Origin of the sequence: Corynebacterium sp. 74A (assembly GCF_008930665.1) — a bacterium.
Lineage (GTDB): Bacteria > Actinomycetota > Actinomycetes > Mycobacteriales > Mycobacteriaceae > Corynebacterium > Corynebacterium megadyptis.
The window spans coordinates 343,357-360,085 of sequence record NZ_PQMG01000003.1; the positions used below are offsets into that span (position 1 = coordinate 343,357).

The following is a 16,729-nucleotide window of genomic DNA, read 5'->3' on the forward strand; positions in this document are numbered from 1 at the left end:
GGCAACGCCCATGCCTATTTTGAAGAAACCTTCACGTTGTAAGCTACCCGCCCCCACTGGCCGAGCGCACATAGCTCGATAACGATAGCGCGCAATTATTGCACGATCCTCAGCGGTCAATGGCACTATGGTTCCTGTGAGCTCTAGAGACGAACTTCGTAATTTAGCCAGTACCCTGAGTGTTGCGACACACTACACCGCTAATGATGGTTCCGTGGTGGAGGTAAGCGAGGACACCCTCGTCTCCATCATTGGGGCCTTAGGTTATGAGCTGTCCGCCGACTCCTCTGAGCAGGAGTTAGCACAGTTACGCGCCCGCGTGGAGGATGCGGAAGCAACGCGCCCTTTGCCGCGCTGCGTGGTGGCCCGGGAAGGGGATCGCCACTTCTTTAATGTGCACGTGCACGATGGTGCCGCGGCCGATGTGCGGATCCTGCTCGAAGAGGGCGGCGAGGTGCGCCCCCGCCAGGAGGATAACTGGACTCCCCCGCGCATCGTCGACGGCTGCGCCTGGGGCGAGGCTACCTTCTCTACCCCCGATGATCTCCCCCTGGGCTGGCATACGCTGCAGCTGCGTTCCGAGGATATCGAGGAGGAGTGCCAGCTGGTGGTTACCCCCACCACGCTGAGCACCACCGCCTCTTTGCGCGAGCAGCCCTGTAGCGGCGTGATGGCGCAGCTCTATTCGGTGCGTTCCGCCGACTCGTGGGGGATCGGCGATTTCCATGACCTGGGCACCCTCGCCGAAGTGCTCGCGACGCATGCCGACGCCGACTACGTGCTGGTCAATCCGCTGCACGCAGCCGAGCCTTTCCCACCGGTGGAGGATTCCCCCTATCTGCCCACTACTCGGCGCTTCATGAACCCGATCTATCTGCACATCGAATCCATTCCGGAGTATCAGTCCCTCGATGCCCAGACCCAGGCTGAGATCCAGCAGCTAGCCGCGCCTCTGAAGGAGCTCAACCACTCGGGCGGGCTCATTGATCGCAATCCGATCTACGCCACCAAGCTGCAGGTGCTGCGCGAGCTCTATAACACTCCACGCTCCCCCGAGCACGAGCAACAATTCCGCGAGTATGTGGAGATGGAGGGCCAGGGCCTCATCGACTTCTCCCTGTGGTGCGCCGAACAGGATCTCGCCGCCGAGGCAGAGCACGCCGCGCAGAATGGCAACCACGCTCTGAGCGAGGAGCCGATGGAGGTGGCCGCCTTCTATGCCTGGGTGCAATGGCTCTGCGATGCCCAGATGCGTCAGGCGCATCGACGCGCCCTCGACGCCGGCATGAGCATCGGCATCATGGCGGATCTCGCCGTCGGGGTTCATCCCGGTGGCGCCGATGCCCACACCCTCGCCGAGGTGCTGGCTCCGCAGGCATCGGTGGGCGCCCCACCAGACGCCTATAACCAGCAGGGGCAGGACTGGTCCCAGCCGCCGTGGGATCCCTTCAAGCTGGCGGAATCCGGCTATGCGGCTTGGCGCGATATGTTGCGCACGATTTTGCGCCACAGCGGTGGCATCCGCATCGATCACATTCTGGGCTTGTTCCGTCTGTGGTGGATCCCCCGCATGCAGGCGCCCACGCACGGCACCTATGTGCGCTTCGACTACAACGCCCTAGTCGGCATCTTGGTTCTTGAGGCCGAGCGCGCCGGGGCCGTGGTGATCGGCGAGGATCTCGGCACCTTCGAGCCCTGGGTGCAGGATGTGCTCGCCGCGCGCGGCATCATGGGCACCTCTATTTTGTGGTTCGAGTCCGAGCTCGAAGGCGGCGGCCCGCGCCTGCCCGAGCACTACCGCGAGCTGTGTCTGACCTCGGTTACCACCCACGATCTGCCTCCCACCGCCGGCTATCTGGCCGGCACCCACGTGGAGCTACGGGATCAGCTGGGATTGTTCAGCCGTTCCAAGGAAGAGGAAAACGCCGAGGATCTGGCGTGGCAGAACGAGGTGCTGGAGCGCGTCCGCGAGCGGGGCTACTTCCGCGGGCACAGCCCTGTCGAAACCTTCCTGGGCGCCGAGCGCGGCGAGCGCGGACCGCTGGTGGATTTGGTGGCCGCCCTGCACCGCTATGTGGCCGCCACTCCCTCGCTTCTCACCTGCACCGCGCTGGTGGACTTGGTGGGCGATAAGGCGGTTCAGAACCAGCCGGGCACCACGAAGGAGCACTACCCTAACTGGTGTGTGCCGCTGCGGAATGCCGCCGGCGAGCCGATGCTTATTGAGGATCTGGCCGATGCGGAGTTCTTCCGCACCATCGCCGCAGCAGCGTCCCGTTAGATATGGCCTAGTAGCGCCATCACCACGACGAACAGCAGCAGCGCGATGAGTGCGAGCGTGACCCGCGACTTGCCATAGGTACTGCGCGGGCGGCGACGGGGCTTATTCTTCATTCGGTGGTGGGCTCTTTCCAGGCGACGGGTTCTTGGTTCATCACGATCTTAGTACCCCGCGCCGCCGAGCCCGGCCGGACGGCCGCGCTGCCGCTGCGGCCGGCATCCTCGGCGTGCACTCGGGCGTGAATGCGCGAGCCCGCTAGGTCAATCACACGCAGGAGCACCACCGCCCCGACCCCGCAGAGAAATAGCGTGACGGTGGTGACCACGGGCGCCTGCAGCCACACGGGCAAGGAGACGATCCACTGGCCGAGCTCATTGGTGATCTCAACGTAGATCTCTCGCAGCGCATCCATGGCTATGTAGTCTAGCGGGTCGCTCCCGCCAGGCCGCGCCGCTGGAGGAGCGGCTGGATATCCTTCTCGCGGCCGCGCAGCGTGGTGAAGGCCTCAGTGAAATCGCGGGAGGCGCCGCGCGAGAGCACCAGCTCCCTAAAACGCTGCCCCGCCGCGCGCACCGAGGCGGCATCGACGCCGCTGGGGCCATCCTCGCTGCGCTCGGCATCGACGGCGGCGCCCACCTCCTTGAACCACTCGAAGCCATCGGCGTCGAGGGCCTCCGCCCAGAGATAGGAGTAGTAGCCCGCCGAGTAGCCACCGGCGAAGATGTGGTTGAAATAGCGGGTCTGATAGCGCGGGGCGAGGTGCTCCACCTCTAGCCCGGCGTCGCTCAGCGCAGCGCGCTCGAATTCGGCGACGGCCTCCGGGGTGGCGGCGATCTTTTCGGCCGCGGCGGCGCTGAGGCTGTGCCAGGCGTAATCGATAATCGCGGCGCCCAGGTATTCGCTGGTGGCAAAGCCCTGGCCGAAGGTGCGGGAGGCGTGGATCGCGGCGACGAGTTCTGCGGGAATGACCTCGCCGGTGACGTGGTGGCGGGCGTAGTTGTCCAGCACCACCGGCTCCAGCGCCCAGTTCTCGTTGATCTGGGAGGGGAACTCCACATAGTCGCGGGGCACGCTCGTGCCGGAGAAGCTGGGATAGCGCACCTGAGAGAGCAGCCCGTGCAGGCCGTGGCCAAACTCGTGGAAGAGGGTGGTCACTTCGTCCATGCTGAGCAGCGCCTCGGAGCCATCGGCCGGCTTGGTGATGTTCAAGACATTGATCACCACTGGCTTGGTGCCGAGCAGCTCCGATTGCTCGACGAAGCCGGACATCCACGCCCCGCCGCGCTTGGAGGGGCGGGCATAGTAGTCGGTGAGCAGCAGGCCGATGCCGGTGCCATCGCTATCGCGCACCTCCCACACCTGCACATCCTCGTGATAGCCGCGCAGGTCCTCGCGTGGGTGCACGGTGATGCCATAGAGGCGCTCGGCGGCGAAGAACACGCCCTTTTCCACCACGCTGCGCAGCGGGAAGTACTCGCGCAGCTGGGACTCGTCGAGGGCGTAGTCCTGCTCGCGCAGCTTATTTTCCCAATAGGGCCAATCGGCGGCGGTGATCTCCTCGCCGCCGGCCACATCTTGGATGCGCTTGTACTCGCCATGCGCGTTGGCTGCCGCGGCCGGGGCGAGATCCCGCAGCAGGGTCCACACCGCGGCGGTATCGGGGGCGGTTTCTTCTTCCACCACCAGATCGGCGTGGCTGCGGTAGCCGAGCAGCTCGGCCTTGCGCGCCCGCAGCTGGGCCATGCGCACCGCCACGGGGGTGGTGGATTCCACGCCGCGGGCCAGCGAGGCCTCGTAGACGCGGCGGCGCGACTCCGGCCGCTCGAGCTGCGCCTGCACAGACTGCACGCTCGGCAGATTCAGGTGCAGCACATAGCTGCCATCCTCTTCGTGCGCCGAGGCAATCGCCGAGGCCGAAAGCCCGGCGAGCTCCTCCTCGGAGTCGAAGGCGACGGCGAACTTCTGGGTATCGCTGAGCAGCTGGGAGCCGAAACGCTCCGAGAGCGCGGACAGCTCGCGGTTGAGCTCGGCCAGCTCCGCTTTCTTCTCCGCATCGAGGGTGGCGCCGGAGCGGGCAAAAAGCCGCAGATAGTACTCGTGCAGCCGGCGGGACTCCTCATCCTCCGGTACCTCGGCATCGCGCACCAACTGGTAGAGCTCGGTGTTCTGGATGATGGCGTCGCGATGCGCAGCCAACTCTGGGGCCAGCTCCGCGGCTAGCTCGAGCATCTCCTCAGTGGAATCGGTATTACACAGATTGAAAAAGACCGACTCCACGCGGGCGAGATCGCGCCCCGAGGCCTCGAGCCGCTCAACTACGTCCTCCCAGCCCTCGCTGCGGAGAATCTCACGGATCTCCTCATCGTGCCGACGCATGGCCTCGGTGAACGCGGGGCGAAAATGCTCGAAACGGATGGCTGCGAAGTCGGGCAGCTGATAGTCCAGCGTGGAGAAGGACAGCAGCGGATTGTACTCAGCGGTAGATGTCATAGCCGCCAATAGTAACGAAGACTATCAATAAGGAGCACGCCGGCGAGGCGGCATCGATAAGCGCCCGCCACTGCTTTTCTGGGGGAAAACACTAGCCCCTGCGATAGCATGGACACCCATGAGTGAGAACACGATCACCGTATCGACTCCTGCGGGACAGATCCGCGGGACGGTCTACGAGGACGGGGTGGCCGAATTCTGCGGTATCCCCCACGTGCACTACGAGCAGCCCTTTGACTTCCCCGAGCGGGCCGACGCCGCCACCGACGTCATCGATGCCACCACCCCACGCCAGCGCTCGGTCGGGCTAAGCGTGATCGCCCCCGTGTCCACGATGCCGCGCGCGGACCATGGGGTGCCCGCCGATCTCCCGGTGATCGCCTATGTGCACGGCGGGCGCTACGAATCCGACCACTATGACGGCTCGTGGTATCGCTCTCACGCCTTCGCCCACTCGGGGGCCATCGTGGTCTCTATCGGCTACCGCATGCGGCTCGAGGGCTTCGCCCAGTTCCGCGCCGATGAGAGCTTTGCCTACCGCGGGGTCAGCGATGTGCAGCTGGGGCTCGACTGGATCCAGCGCTGCATCGAATCCTTCGGCGGCGACCCGACCAATGTCACCCTGGTGGGCCAGTCCGCCGGGGCCGGCATCGCATTGTGGCTGGCCCGGCGCGACCACTACACCGGCACCTTTCGCCGGCTGGTGGCGATGTCGCCCGGTTATCCGCCGCAGGATTTCTTCGCCCGCCGCGGCTGGCTGCGCAGCGCCCTTGGCGCCCCCATCACCCAGACCTCGCTGAATAACCTGGCGGCGCGCAAGCCCGAGAAGCTGGCCAAGGGCTATGCCTCGCTGCGGCGACGCTATTTTTATGGCCCCGCAGTGGGCCCCTATCCCTTCATCCCCGGCGAGCTGGCGGATGTGGATATTCTGCTCACCTACACCGAGCACGAGATGTATCTCGAGCCCAGCGCCGCATGGATGGATGAGCACGCGCCCTGGCTGGCGAAGCTCGGGATACGGCTGCTGGCCGGGCAATTCCTGCTGCATAACGCCCGCAGCTATCTGCACTGGGCGGATACGCACTACCCGAGGCAGGTGGCGCGCCGCTTCGCCTCCGATTCCTCTATTACCCGCTGGGTGCAGGCCGCGACAGAGCGCGAGTCCGGCTCCACGTGGCTGCTGCAATTCGCCGGCGATGCCGAGAACGGGGCACCGGCGCTGCACTGCGTGGATCTGCTTCTCGCCTTCGACATGCTGGAGCATTCCTCCCCCATGGCCTCCACCTTCGCCGCGGGCGCGCCGCAGCGGCTGGCCCCGCGGGCCGACCAGGTGCACCAGCTGCTGGTGGACTTCGCCCACGGCCAGCGCCCCTCCTGGCCCTGCCATGAGCCCGGCCGCGGCAACCGGGCGGCGCTGTCGCTATCCTTGACTGATCCTGCCGCGCCGCCGCAGGTGGTCAGCGACCCGCTCTACGGGGTGCGCGTGCACTTCCGGCTGCCGGTGCAGCAGCGCACAGCGGCCCGGCGCGAGGCCTGGGAATAAGCGCGGTGGCCTGTGGATACTAACCCGCGAGCGGCGGCAGGCTGTGGATAGAAAAACGCCTTATGCACAGCCTTGCCCGCATCCTGGTCTGCGGGCGCCCACGACGGGACTCGGGCATTTAGTCTGCGGATACATCACTCATCCGCTTGCTAGTACACCCACCTCAGGAGATTTCCCATGGCCAACTCGCTCGACACCATCAAAGACAAAATCCATAAAATCCTCACCCAGGCCCGCGATCGCGCCGGTACCGAGGAAGGCGATACCTACTTCGCCAAAGCCTTCGAACTCATGGCTCGCTATGAGCTCGACGAGCGCGACCTCGACACCGATGATCCCAGCGATACCGTCAGCCATATGCATATCGAGTTCGGCGGCGCCTATACAGATATGCAAAGCACGCTGCTCATGGCGATTGCCCGCTCCCTGCATTGCGAGGGCTTCGTCTACTCCACCTATCGCTCGGTGAAAGTCGGCGAGGCTGTGGTCTTTGGCCGCCTCCGGCACCTCGAGCGGGTATCGACCCTCTACACCCTCATCAACCCGATCATGCTGGTGCGGGCCAGCACACTCCGCCACGATTCCCGCAGCGGCGGCTATTCCTCCACGGTGACGCTGCGCCGCAGTTTCATGCGCGGCTTCATCACCATGATCTCCAGCCGTCTTGCCGCCGCCGAGGAGCAGGCCGCCGAGTCCTCCAGCAGCTATGAGCTGGCGCTTATCGACGACGCCTCCCTGGCGCGCGCCGCCCGTGCCGAATTTATCGGCGATGCCTCCCTAAGCACCCGCAGCGCCGAGGGCCGGACCTTCGATCCCCATGCCTACTCCCGCGGCATGGACGAAGCGACGGCCACCGACATCGGCCAGCAACGCATTCGCCGACGGGCCGCCCTCGAAGCCTAAAGGGTAGCCACTGCCGCGCGCGCCGGGAGTTTTCTCTAATCTGGTCTGTATGGCTGAAGACCCTTTGAAACTCGCACACCAGGAGCCCGCCGCTGAAACGGAAGTGGATGCGGAAGGCTATGTCGTAGAACCTTCCTCCGAGGACTATGCCACCCCGAAAATGGCCGAGAATAGCCTCGAACCGGGATGGTACAAGGAGGCCGTCTTCTACGAGGTGCTCGTCCGCGCCTTCCATGACTCCACAAATTCCGGCTCCGGTGACCTCCAGGGTCTGATCTCCAAGCTGGATTATTTGGAGTGGCTGGGCGTGGACTGCCTCTGGCTTCCGCCCTTCTATGACTCCCCGCTGCGCGATGGCGGCTACGATATCCGCAACTTCCGCGAGGTGCTGCCCGAGTTCGGCACGGTGGACGATTTCGTGGAGCTGGTGGATAAGGCCCACAAGCGCGGTATCCGCATCATTACTGATTTGGTGATGAACCACACCTCGGACCAGCACCCGTGGTTTGTGGAGTCCCGCAAGGACCCAGAAGGGCCCTATGGGGATTTCTATGTGTGGAGCGATTCCGACAAGAAATACGCCGATGCCCGCATCATCTTCGTCGATACCGAGACCTCCAACTGGAGCTGGGATCCGGAGCGCGAGCAGTATTATTGGCACCGCTTCTTCTCCCACCAGCCGGATCTCAACTACGAAAACCCCGAGGTCCAGGAAGCCATGCTGGATGTGCTGCGCTTCTGGCTCGACCTCGGCTTGGACGGATTCCGCCTCGATGCGGTGCCCTATCTCTTCGAGGAAGAGGGCACCAACTGCGAGAACCTGCCCAAAACCCACGAATTCCTCAAGCGCTGCCGCGAGGTCATCGACGAGGAGTACCCGGGCCGGGTGCTGCTCGCGGAGGCCAATCAATGGCCGGCCGATGTGGTGGAGTATTTCGGCGAGCCCGTCGAGGGCGATGAGTGCCATATGGCCTTCCACTTCCCCCTCATGCCGCGCATCTTCATGGCGGTGCGACGCGAGTCTCGTCGCCCCATTTCCGAGATCCTCCAGGACACCCCCTCCATTCCGTCCTCGGCGCAGTGGGGTATCTTCCTGCGCAACCACGACGAGCTGACGCTCGAGATGGTGACGGACGAGGAACGCGCCTTCATGTACGAGCAATTCGCCAAGGAGCCGCGCATGAAGGCGAATGTGGGTATTCGCCGCCGCCTCGCCCCGCTGCTCGAGGGCGATCGCAACCAGCTGGAACTCTTCACCGGCCTGCTGCTCTCTCTGCCCGGCTCCCCGGTGCTCTACTACGGCGATGAGATCGGCATGGGCGATAACATCTGGCTCGGCGACCGCGATGGCGTGCGCACCCCCATGCAGTGGAGCAGCGACCGCAATGGTGGTTTCTCCAAGGCCGATCCGGAGCGGCTCTATCTGCCAGTCATCCAGAACTCCCAATACGGCTACGATGCCCTCAACGTGGAGGCCCAGATGGCCGGGGAGAACTCGCTGCTGCACTGGACCCGCAATCTGATTCAGACCCGCAAGCAGCACTCCGCCTTCGGCTTCGGCGAGTTCACCGAGGTGCCCGCCAAGAACTTCGCCATCCTCAGCTATCTGCTGCGCGATGAGAAGGAAACCCTGCTGTGCGTGAACAATATGTCGCGTCGCCCGCAGGCCGTCTCCCTCGACCTCTCCGAGTTCGCCGGCCGCGTGCCGGTGGAGCTCAGCGGTGGCGAGCACTTCCCCGAGATCACCGAGCAGCCCTGGGTGGTCACCCTAGCCCCGCACGGATTCTTCTGGTTCGAACTCACCGATCCCAACGCTTAGGAGCTGATCATGGATTCCGCACTCGCAACCATGCTGGCCACCCAGCGCTTCTATGGTGCAAAATCTGAGGCCATCACCGATATTGAGGTGGTGCATACCGCCCCGCTCACCGGCAGCGACGCGATCAGATGGGTGGTGGCACGGGTGCACCGAGCGAGCGGCTCCGATCTGTATCAGTTGCTTCTCGACGAGAACAACGCCGATGTGCTCGCCCAGCCGGCCTATGCGGCCCGCATGGGTGAGCTCATCACCAGCGACTCCCTGCCCGGCGGCGGCGCGGTCCACGCAGTGCCTGGTGCCACCCAGCCGCTGCTGCCGGCTGGGGCACTCGGCCGCGTGATCGAGGGCGAACAGTCCAATACCTCCATCATCTTCGGCGAGACGGTGATCGTGAAGTTCTTCCGCAAGCTCGCCGGCGGCATCAACCCCGATGTGGAGCTCTTGGCGGGGCTCTCGGAGCATCACTGCGGCCATATTGCCCCGCTGCGGGGCTATCTCACCCACGAGATCGAGGGCGAGACAATGATCACCGGCATGGTGCAGGACTTTGTGCACCACGCCACCGATGGCTGGGTCGATGCCCTCGCCGCGGTCCGCGAGGGCGCGGACTTCTCTGACTCCGCCCGCAACCTCGGGGTTGCCACCTCCGAGGTGCACCAGCTGCTGGCCCGTCATTTCGGCACGGAGACCGTGCCCGGCTCCCAGGTGGCACAGGCCCTCAGTGACCGTTTGGAGGATGTGCTGGCCCAGGTGCCCGATCTGGCGCCCTTCGCTGAGAAGGCGCGGGCGGTGTATCAGCGCCTGCAGGATCTCGAGGTGCCGGTGCAGCGGGTCCACGGCGATCTCCACCTGGGACAAACCTTGAAACAGGGCGAGAAATATATTCTCATTGACTTCGAGGGCGAGCCCGCCCGGCCGCTGGCGGAACGCCGGCGCATGGACAGCCCGCTGCGGGATCTCGCGGGGCTGATCCGCTCTCTCGACTACGCCGCCAATTTCGAGCACGCCGGCACCGCGGACACCCGCCAGATGTGGTCTGATACCGCCACCGCTTCCCTGCTGGATGGCTATCACTTCGAGCCGAGCAGCCAAGACAACTTCGATATTTTGGATGCTTTCGTGCTCGATAAGGCGCTCTACGAGGTGGCCTATGAGGCCAATAACCGCCCCGACTGGATGTGGCTGCCGCTAGGTGCGGTCCGTTCTATCGCCGGCTAGCTCCAGCCCCTAGCGGGGACAGCCCAGTGCCTCGCGGAGCGCTCGGTGGCTGAGCTGATCCACCATCCACGGGCTGAAGGCAAAGCCGGTGGCATCCACCGCAGCCGCCAGCTCGGCTGGGGTGGCCCAGCCATAGGAATCGACCTCGGAAGGGGCGGGCTGCAGCTGGGAGGTGGCGTCGATACGCGCAATGTAGACGGGGCAGAACTCATGCTCCACGATGCCGCTGGAATCCACCGCACGATAAGAATAGGTGGGTAGTACCTGCTCGATCCCGTGCAGCCCCTCAATCCCAAGCTCATAGCGGGCGCGGCGCGCGATCGCCTCCACAGCATCCTCACCGGGGGCGGGATGCCCGCAAAAACTATTGGTCCACACCCCCGGCCACGTGGCCTTGCTCAGCGCCCGGCGGGTGAGCAATACCCTCCCCTGCGCATCTTGGACATAGCAGGAAAAGGCCAGATGATAGGGGGTGTCCGTGCTGTGCACCTCGGACTTCAGTGCGGTGCCGATGGGCTGATTGTGGCTATCAAGCACAACCACGAGTTCGGGGGCGTTCATACTCACCCACCATAGCGGCTAGGTACACCCTGTCGTGCACATGCACAATAGAGGCCATGGTTTGTCACTTCCTCGATAACGAGACGCTGCGCCGCCGAGGCACCCGCAAGTGGAATACCTATGACCCGGCACTGCTGCCGCTGTGGATCGCCGAATCTGATTTCTCCACCCACCCCGATGTGATCAATGCACTGCGGCAGGCGGTAGAGCGCGAAGCCTTCGGCTACCCCGTGCAGGTTGAGGGCGTAAAAGAAGGCATGAGCGCCTTCTATCGCCAGCGCTATGGCTGGGCGCCCGAACCAGAACAGGTGGAGGTCACCGCCGACGTGGTCCGCTCGGTGCAGCTGGCCATTGAGCTGCTCAGCTCACCCGAGGACGCCATCGTCGTGCCCGTGCCGGCCTATATGCCCTTCCTCGAGCTGCCGCGGATCACCGGCCGCGAGATGCTGTGTATCGACGCAGACCCCCAACCCAGCCTGGAGCAGATTCGGCAGGCCCACGCCCGCGGTGGCCGGGTGCTCATTCTCTGCTCCCCGCATAATCCCCTAGGCGTGATCTATGAACGCGAGTACTTGGTGCAACTCACCGATCTCGCGGCGGAACTCGGCATGCTCGTGATCGTGGACGAGATCCACGCCCCCATCTGCTACGAGCGCCCCTATGTGCCGGTGGCCTCGGTGAGCGAGAACGCCCGCCGGGTGTGCGTGACTGCCACCGCCACCTCGAAGGCATGGAATATCGCTGGGCTGAAATGTGCCCAAATGTATTTCACCAACCCAGAACACCAGGCAGCCTTTCAAGCGGCGGGGCCGCTGGTCACCGACGGCTACTCCACGCTTGGCCTCGTCGGCGCCGCGGCCGCCTATACCGCCTCCACCGACTACCTCGATGAGCAGCTGGAGCTGCTCCGTCGCAACCGCGATTATCTGCTCCACGCCCTGCCAGAGGCCCTTCCTGGAATCCGAGCCAGCGCCCCCGAGGCCACCTATTTGATGTGGCTCGACTTCAGCGACACCGCTCTCGCTGTAGGGGAGCACACGGCCGCCGAGTACCTCGAACACCACTGCCGCGTGGTGCTCAACGATGGCGCCACCTTCGCCCCCGCTGCACGCTATGCGCACTGCGCCAGGTTGAACTTCGCTACCCCACCGGAGAACCTCGAGACCTTCGTGGAACTGCTGCGTCAGGCGCAGTGACGTTGAGCACGCAGCACATACCGAAGAACGAGTGGTAGGACCAGTACTGCTAGGCTGCTGAGTCGATAGCTCACATTCTGTCTAGAAAGCTTTCTCCGATGTCTGACTCCGCTCGCTCGGCTGTGCAATCCACGGCAGTGTTCGCCACCCTCACCACGGCGACACTCATGCTGTTCTCGATGTTCTTTGGTGCCGGCAACCTCATTTTCCCGCCTATTCTCGGCGCCCAAGCCGGCACCCACTTCGCCCCCGCTATCCTTGGCTTCCTCGCAGCTGGGGTAGCCCTGCCTGTGGTATCCATGATCGCGGTAGTGATTTCCGGCGAGGACGTATTGGACTTGTCGCGCCAGGCGGGTCGGATTTTCGGTGTGATCTTCCCCGTGCTCATCTATCTCTCCATCGGCGCGTTTTACGCCGTGCCACGCACCGCGGTGGTGAGCTACTCCACCGCCTTCTCCCCGGTATTCGGCGTGGACTCCCGCGCCGCCACCGTGGCCTTTTCCGCGGCGTACTTCGTGGTGGTCTGGCTCATGTGTTACCGCGAAACCGGTCTGATTGATCGCATCGGCAAGTGGCTCACCCCCGTGCTCCTCATTCTGCTTGCGCTCATGGTGGTTATGGCTCTCCGCCAGCTCGACCCTACTGGCGTGGCTACCGCCGAGAAGTTCGCCGAGCATCCTGGCCCCACTGGGCTGATCGAAGGCTATCTGACCATGGACTCGGTGGCCGCTCTCGCCTTCGGTATTGTGGTGATCTCCGCGCTGCGCGAAAAGGGCCTGGGCTCCCCTGATGGCATGGGCCTGAAGCGGGGCGCCATCATCGCCGCTGTGGGCGCCGGAGTACTGCTCGGCGCGGTCTATATCGCCCTCGGAATGGTGGGCCGCGTCGTACCCAACCCCGAGCAGTACGAGGACGGTGCCGCGATCCTCACCGATATCGCCTATGTGACCATGGGGCAGCCCGGTCGCGTGATCTTCGGCATGGTGGTGCTGCTGGCGTGCATCGGTACCGCCGCCGGCCTCATCGGCTCCACCTCTGGGTTCTTTCACCGCCTGCTGCCGGCCGTGAGCTATCAGAAGTGGGTGCTGGTATTCACCCTTATCTCCTTCGCCGTGTCTACGGTGGGCCTGCAGTCCGTGTTGGCGATCGCTGGCCCCATCATCGGCTTCCTCTACCCGCCCGCTATCACCTTGGTGGCCATCACGCTGCTGGCGCCGCTGTGGAAGCATCGTCGCCTGTTCTACACCTTCCGTCTCGGTGTGTGGGGCGCGGTGGTGTGGTCGCTGCTGGCCTCCCTGTCCTCTGTGGGCGTGGCCAGCGAGAGCATCGAGCGTCTCCTCGGGTGGGCGCCGATGCATGAGCAACAGCTCGGCTGGGTGCTGCCGGTCCTCGCCCTCATCATCGTGGGGCTCATCCTCGATAGCACCCTCACGCCGCGCCACCGCACGCCCGTTCCGGCCAGCGAGACGGTGGTACCCGCCTAGGCGATCTTGCCGATCTTATTCACCTCGAGCTGCGGATTATTCTCGCGGAGGCTATCCGCCAGCTCATAGGCGGTCGGCCGGCTGCCACGGGGCAGGCGCACACAATAATCACGCAAAATCGTGGGCACCTCATGGGCCAGCTGGTGTGCATCCACCCGCTGTTCGATGTGCGCCGGCACCAGCGTCATGTAGGTGGTAATCGCCCCATCGCGATTCTCCGACCAAATGTCTACGCGGCGCAGCTGATCACGGTGAAAGCTCACCCCCGAGGCGGGGATCGTGATCATGCGTCCCACGATCACTCGCCGCCGGCGGGCGTGAAAGACGAAGCGGATAAATTGCAACAGCGTGCTGACCACCCCCACGATCGGTAGAGCGGCCGCTACCCCATAGAGGGTGCGGAGAGTCTTGTGGGTTTCCGAGGCCCATGCCCCCAGCAACGCCGCCCCGATCAGGCCGAGAACAAGCACAAACACCACGCACAGCGCGGTGGTTTTCGAGCGCAGGATCGCCCCGCCACTCATCCGCACCGCAATGATGTCTCGGTCTGTGCCGCGTCGTGCCGCTGGTTGTCCTGCCTCAGTCATGGGGCTCATTCTAGGCAGGCGACCACCAGTAGCCGCGTTTCAACCCGCGCCTGCACCGATCCCCCGCATTCCTGAGAACGCCGCTCAGCCGACTAGCCTGTGCAAGTATGAATCTCCCCTCTCGCCGCTCGCGGCGCGACCGCACGGGCTTAAGGACCGCCGCGCTCGCCACGGCACTCGCCGTGGGAGTCAGCGGCTGCAGCGCCGGCTCCACCGCAGTGCAGGTGGGCCGCGTGGCTGGAGCACACGACATTGTGGTGGCTGCCTCGGCTTCCCCAGTCTCCCTCGACTTCACCACCAACTCCGGCGCGGCCATCCCCGGCGCGCTGATGAGCAACGTGTATGAAACCTTGGTGCGCATCGACGATGACGGCCAGATTGTGCCCTGGCTGGCCACCTCCTGGGAGGTCTCGGAGGATGGGCGCAGCTACACCTTCACCCTGCGCGATGATGTCACCTTTTCCAATGGCGATGCCTTTAACGCCGAGACGGTGAAGTTTTCCATCGACCGCGTCCGCTCCGAGGCGTGGAGCAATGGGTTGAAGAAGAAGATGGACATCGTCGAATCCGTCGAGGTGCTCAGCCCCACCGAGGTCTCGGTGCAGCTGGCGGCGTCGTCGAATCAATGGCTGTGGGATATGGCCACCCTCGTGGGGGCGATGATGACGCCCTCGGCCATGGATACCCTCGCCAGCGCCCCCGTGGGCACGGGCCCCTATGAGGTGGAGAACTTTGCTATCGGCCACTCCATTTCTTTTCGGGCCCGGGATGACTACTGGGGCCCGGCCCCGCAGAACCAGGGCGCCGCGATCCGCTATTTCGCCGATGCGGTGGCGGCCATGAACGCGTTGCGCTCCGGAGACGTGGATGTGGTCTATTCCATGCAATCGCCCGAGCTGCTCCATACTTTCGACCCCACCCGCTATACGGTCGAGGTGGGCACCACCAATGGCGAGGTGCTGTTGTCGATGAACAACAACCGCGCCCCCTTCAATGATGTCCGCGTGCGCCAAGCGGTGATGTATGGCATCGACCGCCAGGCCGTGATTGACACCGCATGGGACGGCCACGGTATCGACACCGGCGGCGCCCCGGTGCCGCCCACGGATCCCTGGTATGAAGCCTCCACCCGCTATCCCTTCGACCCGGAGCGTGCGCGGCAGCTCCTCGCCGAGGCGGGGATCGATGAGAGCAATAACCACGTGGTCTTCTCCGTTCCCTCGCTGCCCTATGCGGTGGCGGCGAGTGAGATCGTGGTCTCGCAGCTGCGCGATATCGGATTGGATGTGAGCATCCGCTCCACCGAGTTCCCAGCGGTGTGGCTAAACGAGGTGCTCAAGCAGCAGGATTATGACATGTCGCTGGTGATGCACATCGAGCCGCGCGATATTCCGCAGCTTTTTGGCAATCCCGAGTACTATTTGGGCTTTGATTCGCCCGAGGTGCGCGCCCTGCTGGAGAAGGCAGATCGCGGCACTGCCCAGGAGCAGGTGCGCTATATGAAAGAGGCGGTCGATCAGATCATGGCTGAAGCCGGCGCCGATACCCTCTTTAATTTCCCCAATATTGTGGTCACCGACCGCGCGGTCAGTGGCGTGCGCGCCGATCAGATCACCGAGGGCCTCGAGCTGGCCACGATGCACCGAGCACCTGATGATGGGGAGTCTGGAAAGGAGCGCCGCTAATGTTTCGACTGCTCCTGCGCGCCGGCCTGCGCTTTGTGCTCACCGCGCTTGTGGCCTCCGTGGTGATTTTCGCGCTGCTGCGGCTGATCCCCGGCGATCCGGCCGCCATTGCGCTCGGCGTCAATGCCACTGATGAGCTCATCCGCCAGAAGCAGGCCGAGCTCGGCACTAATCGCCCGCTGCTGCTGCAGTATCTGACCTGGATTGGCGGGTTTTTCACCGGCCACTGGGGAGTGTCCATGCAATCGGGCGAGGACATCACCCCCATCGTGTGGGACCGGCTGCAGGTGAGCCTGATCCTCATGGGCTGCTCGATGACACTGGCGCTCATGATCGCCGTGCCGCTGGGAATGTGGGCCGCTATTCGACGCCACCGCGCGGACGGAGTAGCCATCACCGCACTGAGCCAAGTGGGGGTGGCCGTGCCGAGCTTTCTCGCCGGCATCCTCTTGGTCACGATCGTCTCGGTGCGCTGGGGGCTGCTGCCCGCTAATGGTTGGGTGCCACCCAATGCCGATCCTGCGGGGTTCATCGCTCGGCTCATCCTGCCCACTATGGCGCTGGCCAGCGTGCAGGCGGCCATTATGACCCGCTATGTGCGCTCCGCCGTGCTCGATGTGCTGCACCAGGATTTCATGCGCACCGCCCTCGCCAAGGGCATGACCGTCTGGCAGGCGATGCGCGCTCATGGGCTGCGCAATGCCGCCCTGCCGGTGGTGACGGTCACCGGGCTGCAGATGGCGGCGCTGATCGTGGGCGCGGTCGTGATTGAGCGCGTTTTCGTGCTGCCCGGGGTGGGGAGCTATCTCCTCGACGCGGTCAGCGGCCGGGATCTCACTGCGGTGCAATCCGTGGTGATGGTGCTCGTGCTCATCACCCTGCTCACCACCTTTATCGTCGACCTGTCCTATAGCCTTCTCGATCCGCGCATCCGCGCCGGTCGCTAACACCGGGAGGGAAAG

The 16,729-nt window shown here is 64.4% G+C and carries 13 protein-coding genes; 9 read left to right on the plus strand and 4 right to left on the minus strand.

Going from position 1 to position 16,729, the window contains the following annotated elements:
* The first annotated feature begins 136 nt into the window (after positions 1-136).
* Entirely contained in the window at positions 137-2,281 is a 2,145-nt protein-coding gene (malQ, locus tag GBB11_RS06595; RefSeq protein WP_151549283.1) for a 4-alpha-glucanotransferase, read from the plus strand.
* Positions 2,282-2,390: 109 nt separating this feature from the next.
* Here the strand turns inward: malQ and GBB11_RS06600 are convergent, their stop codons facing one another.
* Both GBB11_RS06600 and GBB11_RS06605 read right to left on the minus strand, forming a co-directional pair.
* Entirely contained in the window at positions 2,391-2,693 is a 303-nt protein-coding gene (locus tag GBB11_RS06600; protein ID WP_151549284.1) for a hypothetical protein, read from the minus strand.
* An 11-nt stretch (positions 2,694-2,704) separates the two neighbouring features.
* Positions 2,705-4,771 (minus strand): M3 family metallopeptidase, encoded by a 2,067-nt coding sequence (locus GBB11_RS06605; protein ID WP_151549285.1) that lies wholly within the window; start codon positions 4,769-4,771, stop codon positions 2,705-2,707.
* Positions 4,772-4,889: 118 nt separating this feature from the next.
* On the opposite strand from GBB11_RS06605, the gene GBB11_RS06610 reads away from it, so the two are divergent.
* From GBB11_RS06610 to GBB11_RS06625, 4 genes are all read left to right on the plus strand, one after another.
* Positions 4,890-6,314, plus strand: coding sequence for a carboxylesterase family protein (locus GBB11_RS06610; RefSeq protein WP_151549286.1), 1,425 nt, complete (start codon positions 4,890-4,892; stop codon positions 6,312-6,314).
* A 177-nt stretch (positions 6,315-6,491) separates the two neighbouring features.
* On the plus strand, positions 6,492-7,217 hold the full coding sequence (locus GBB11_RS06615) for a DUF2786 domain-containing protein (RefSeq protein WP_151549287.1): 726 nt from the start codon (positions 6,492-6,494) through the stop codon (positions 7,215-7,217).
* 49 nt (positions 7,218-7,266) lie between these two features.
* Complete coding sequence (gene treS / locus GBB11_RS06620) at positions 7,267-9,036, plus strand: maltose alpha-D-glucosyltransferase (RefSeq protein WP_151549288.1); 1,770 nt, start codon at positions 7,267-7,269, stop codon at positions 9,034-9,036.
* A gap of 9 nt (positions 9,037-9,045) precedes the next feature.
* Positions 9,046-10,254, plus strand: a complete 1,209-nt coding sequence (locus GBB11_RS06625) for a phosphotransferase (protein ID WP_151549289.1) — start codon at positions 9,046-9,048, stop codon at positions 10,252-10,254.
* Between the two features lie 9 nt (positions 10,255-10,263).
* Here GBB11_RS06625 and idi read toward each other — a convergent pair whose 3' ends face one another.
* Positions 10,264-10,815 (minus strand): isopentenyl-diphosphate Delta-isomerase, encoded by a 552-nt coding sequence (gene idi, locus GBB11_RS06630; protein ID WP_151549290.1) that lies wholly within the window; start codon positions 10,813-10,815, stop codon positions 10,264-10,266.
* Positions 10,816-10,871: 56 nt separating this feature from the next.
* On the opposite strand from idi, the gene GBB11_RS06635 reads away from it, so the two are divergent.
* Entirely contained in the window at positions 10,872-12,011 is a 1,140-nt protein-coding gene (locus tag GBB11_RS06635; protein WP_151549291.1) for a MalY/PatB family protein, read from the plus strand.
* A 98-nt stretch (positions 12,012-12,109) separates the two neighbouring features.
* Positions 12,110-13,495 (plus strand): branched-chain amino acid transport system II carrier protein, encoded by a 1,386-nt coding sequence (brnQ, locus tag GBB11_RS06640; protein WP_225979147.1) that lies wholly within the window; start codon positions 12,110-12,112, stop codon positions 13,493-13,495.
* Here the strand turns inward: brnQ and GBB11_RS06645 are convergent.
* Positions 13,492-14,082: a hypothetical protein gene (locus tag GBB11_RS06645; protein ID WP_151549292.1), complete on the minus strand. Its 591-nt coding sequence runs from the start codon at positions 14,080-14,082 to the stop codon at positions 13,492-13,494. The genes brnQ and GBB11_RS06645 overlap by 4 nt on opposite strands.
* Before the next feature lie 107 nt (positions 14,083-14,189).
* Between GBB11_RS06645 and GBB11_RS06650 the strand changes: the two genes are divergently transcribed.
* Positions 14,190-15,767: an ABC transporter substrate-binding protein gene (locus tag GBB11_RS06650; protein WP_151549293.1), complete on the plus strand. Its 1,578-nt coding sequence runs from the start codon at positions 14,190-14,192 to the stop codon at positions 15,765-15,767.
* Positions 15,767-16,714 carry an ABC transporter permease gene (locus tag GBB11_RS06655; RefSeq protein WP_151549294.1) on the plus strand — a complete coding sequence of 316 codons (948 nt, stop codon included), beginning with the start codon at positions 15,767-15,769 and terminating at the stop codon, positions 16,712-16,714. The genes GBB11_RS06650 and GBB11_RS06655 overlap by 1 nt, the downstream gene beginning before the upstream one ends.
* The last annotated feature ends 15 nt before the right edge of the window (positions 16,715-16,729 follow it).

Excerpts from the sequence above, each read along its gene's own strand:
- GBB11_RS06600 (WP_151549284.1), bottom strand. The coding sequence starts at position 2,693 with ATGGATGCGCTGCGAGAGATCTACGTTGAGATCACCAATGAGCTCGGC.
- GBB11_RS06605 (WP_151549285.1), bottom strand. The coding sequence starts at position 4,771 with ATGACATCTACCGCTGAGTACAATCCGCTGCTGTCCTTCTCCACGCTG.
- GBB11_RS06610 (WP_151549286.1), top strand. The coding sequence starts at position 4,890 with ATGAGTGAGAACACGATCACCGTATCGACTCCTGCGGGACAGATCCGC.
- GBB11_RS06615 (WP_151549287.1), top strand. The coding sequence starts at position 6,492 with ATGGCCAACTCGCTCGACACCATCAAAGACAAAATCCATAAAATCCTC.
- treS (WP_151549288.1), top strand. The coding sequence starts at position 7,267 with ATGGCTGAAGACCCTTTGAAACTCGCACACCAGGAGCCCGCCGCTGAA.
- GBB11_RS06625 (WP_151549289.1), top strand. The coding sequence starts at position 9,046 with ATGGATTCCGCACTCGCAACCATGCTGGCCACCCAGCGCTTCTATGGT.
- idi (WP_151549290.1), bottom strand. The coding sequence starts at position 10,815 with ATGAACGCCCCCGAACTCGTGGTTGTGCTTGATAGCCACAATCAGCCC.
- GBB11_RS06635 (WP_151549291.1), top strand. The coding sequence starts at position 10,872 with ATGGTTTGTCACTTCCTCGATAACGAGACGCTGCGCCGCCGAGGCACC.
- brnQ (WP_225979147.1), top strand. The coding sequence starts at position 12,110 with ATGTCTGACTCCGCTCGCTCGGCTGTGCAATCCACGGCAGTGTTCGCC.
- GBB11_RS06645 (WP_151549292.1), bottom strand. The coding sequence starts at position 14,082 with ATGACTGAGGCAGGACAACCAGCGGCACGACGCGGCACAGACCGAGAC.
- GBB11_RS06650 (WP_151549293.1), top strand. The coding sequence starts at position 14,190 with ATGAATCTCCCCTCTCGCCGCTCGCGGCGCGACCGCACGGGCTTAAGG.
- GBB11_RS06655 (WP_151549294.1), top strand. The coding sequence starts at position 15,767 with ATGTTTCGACTGCTCCTGCGCGCCGGCCTGCGCTTTGTGCTCACCGCG.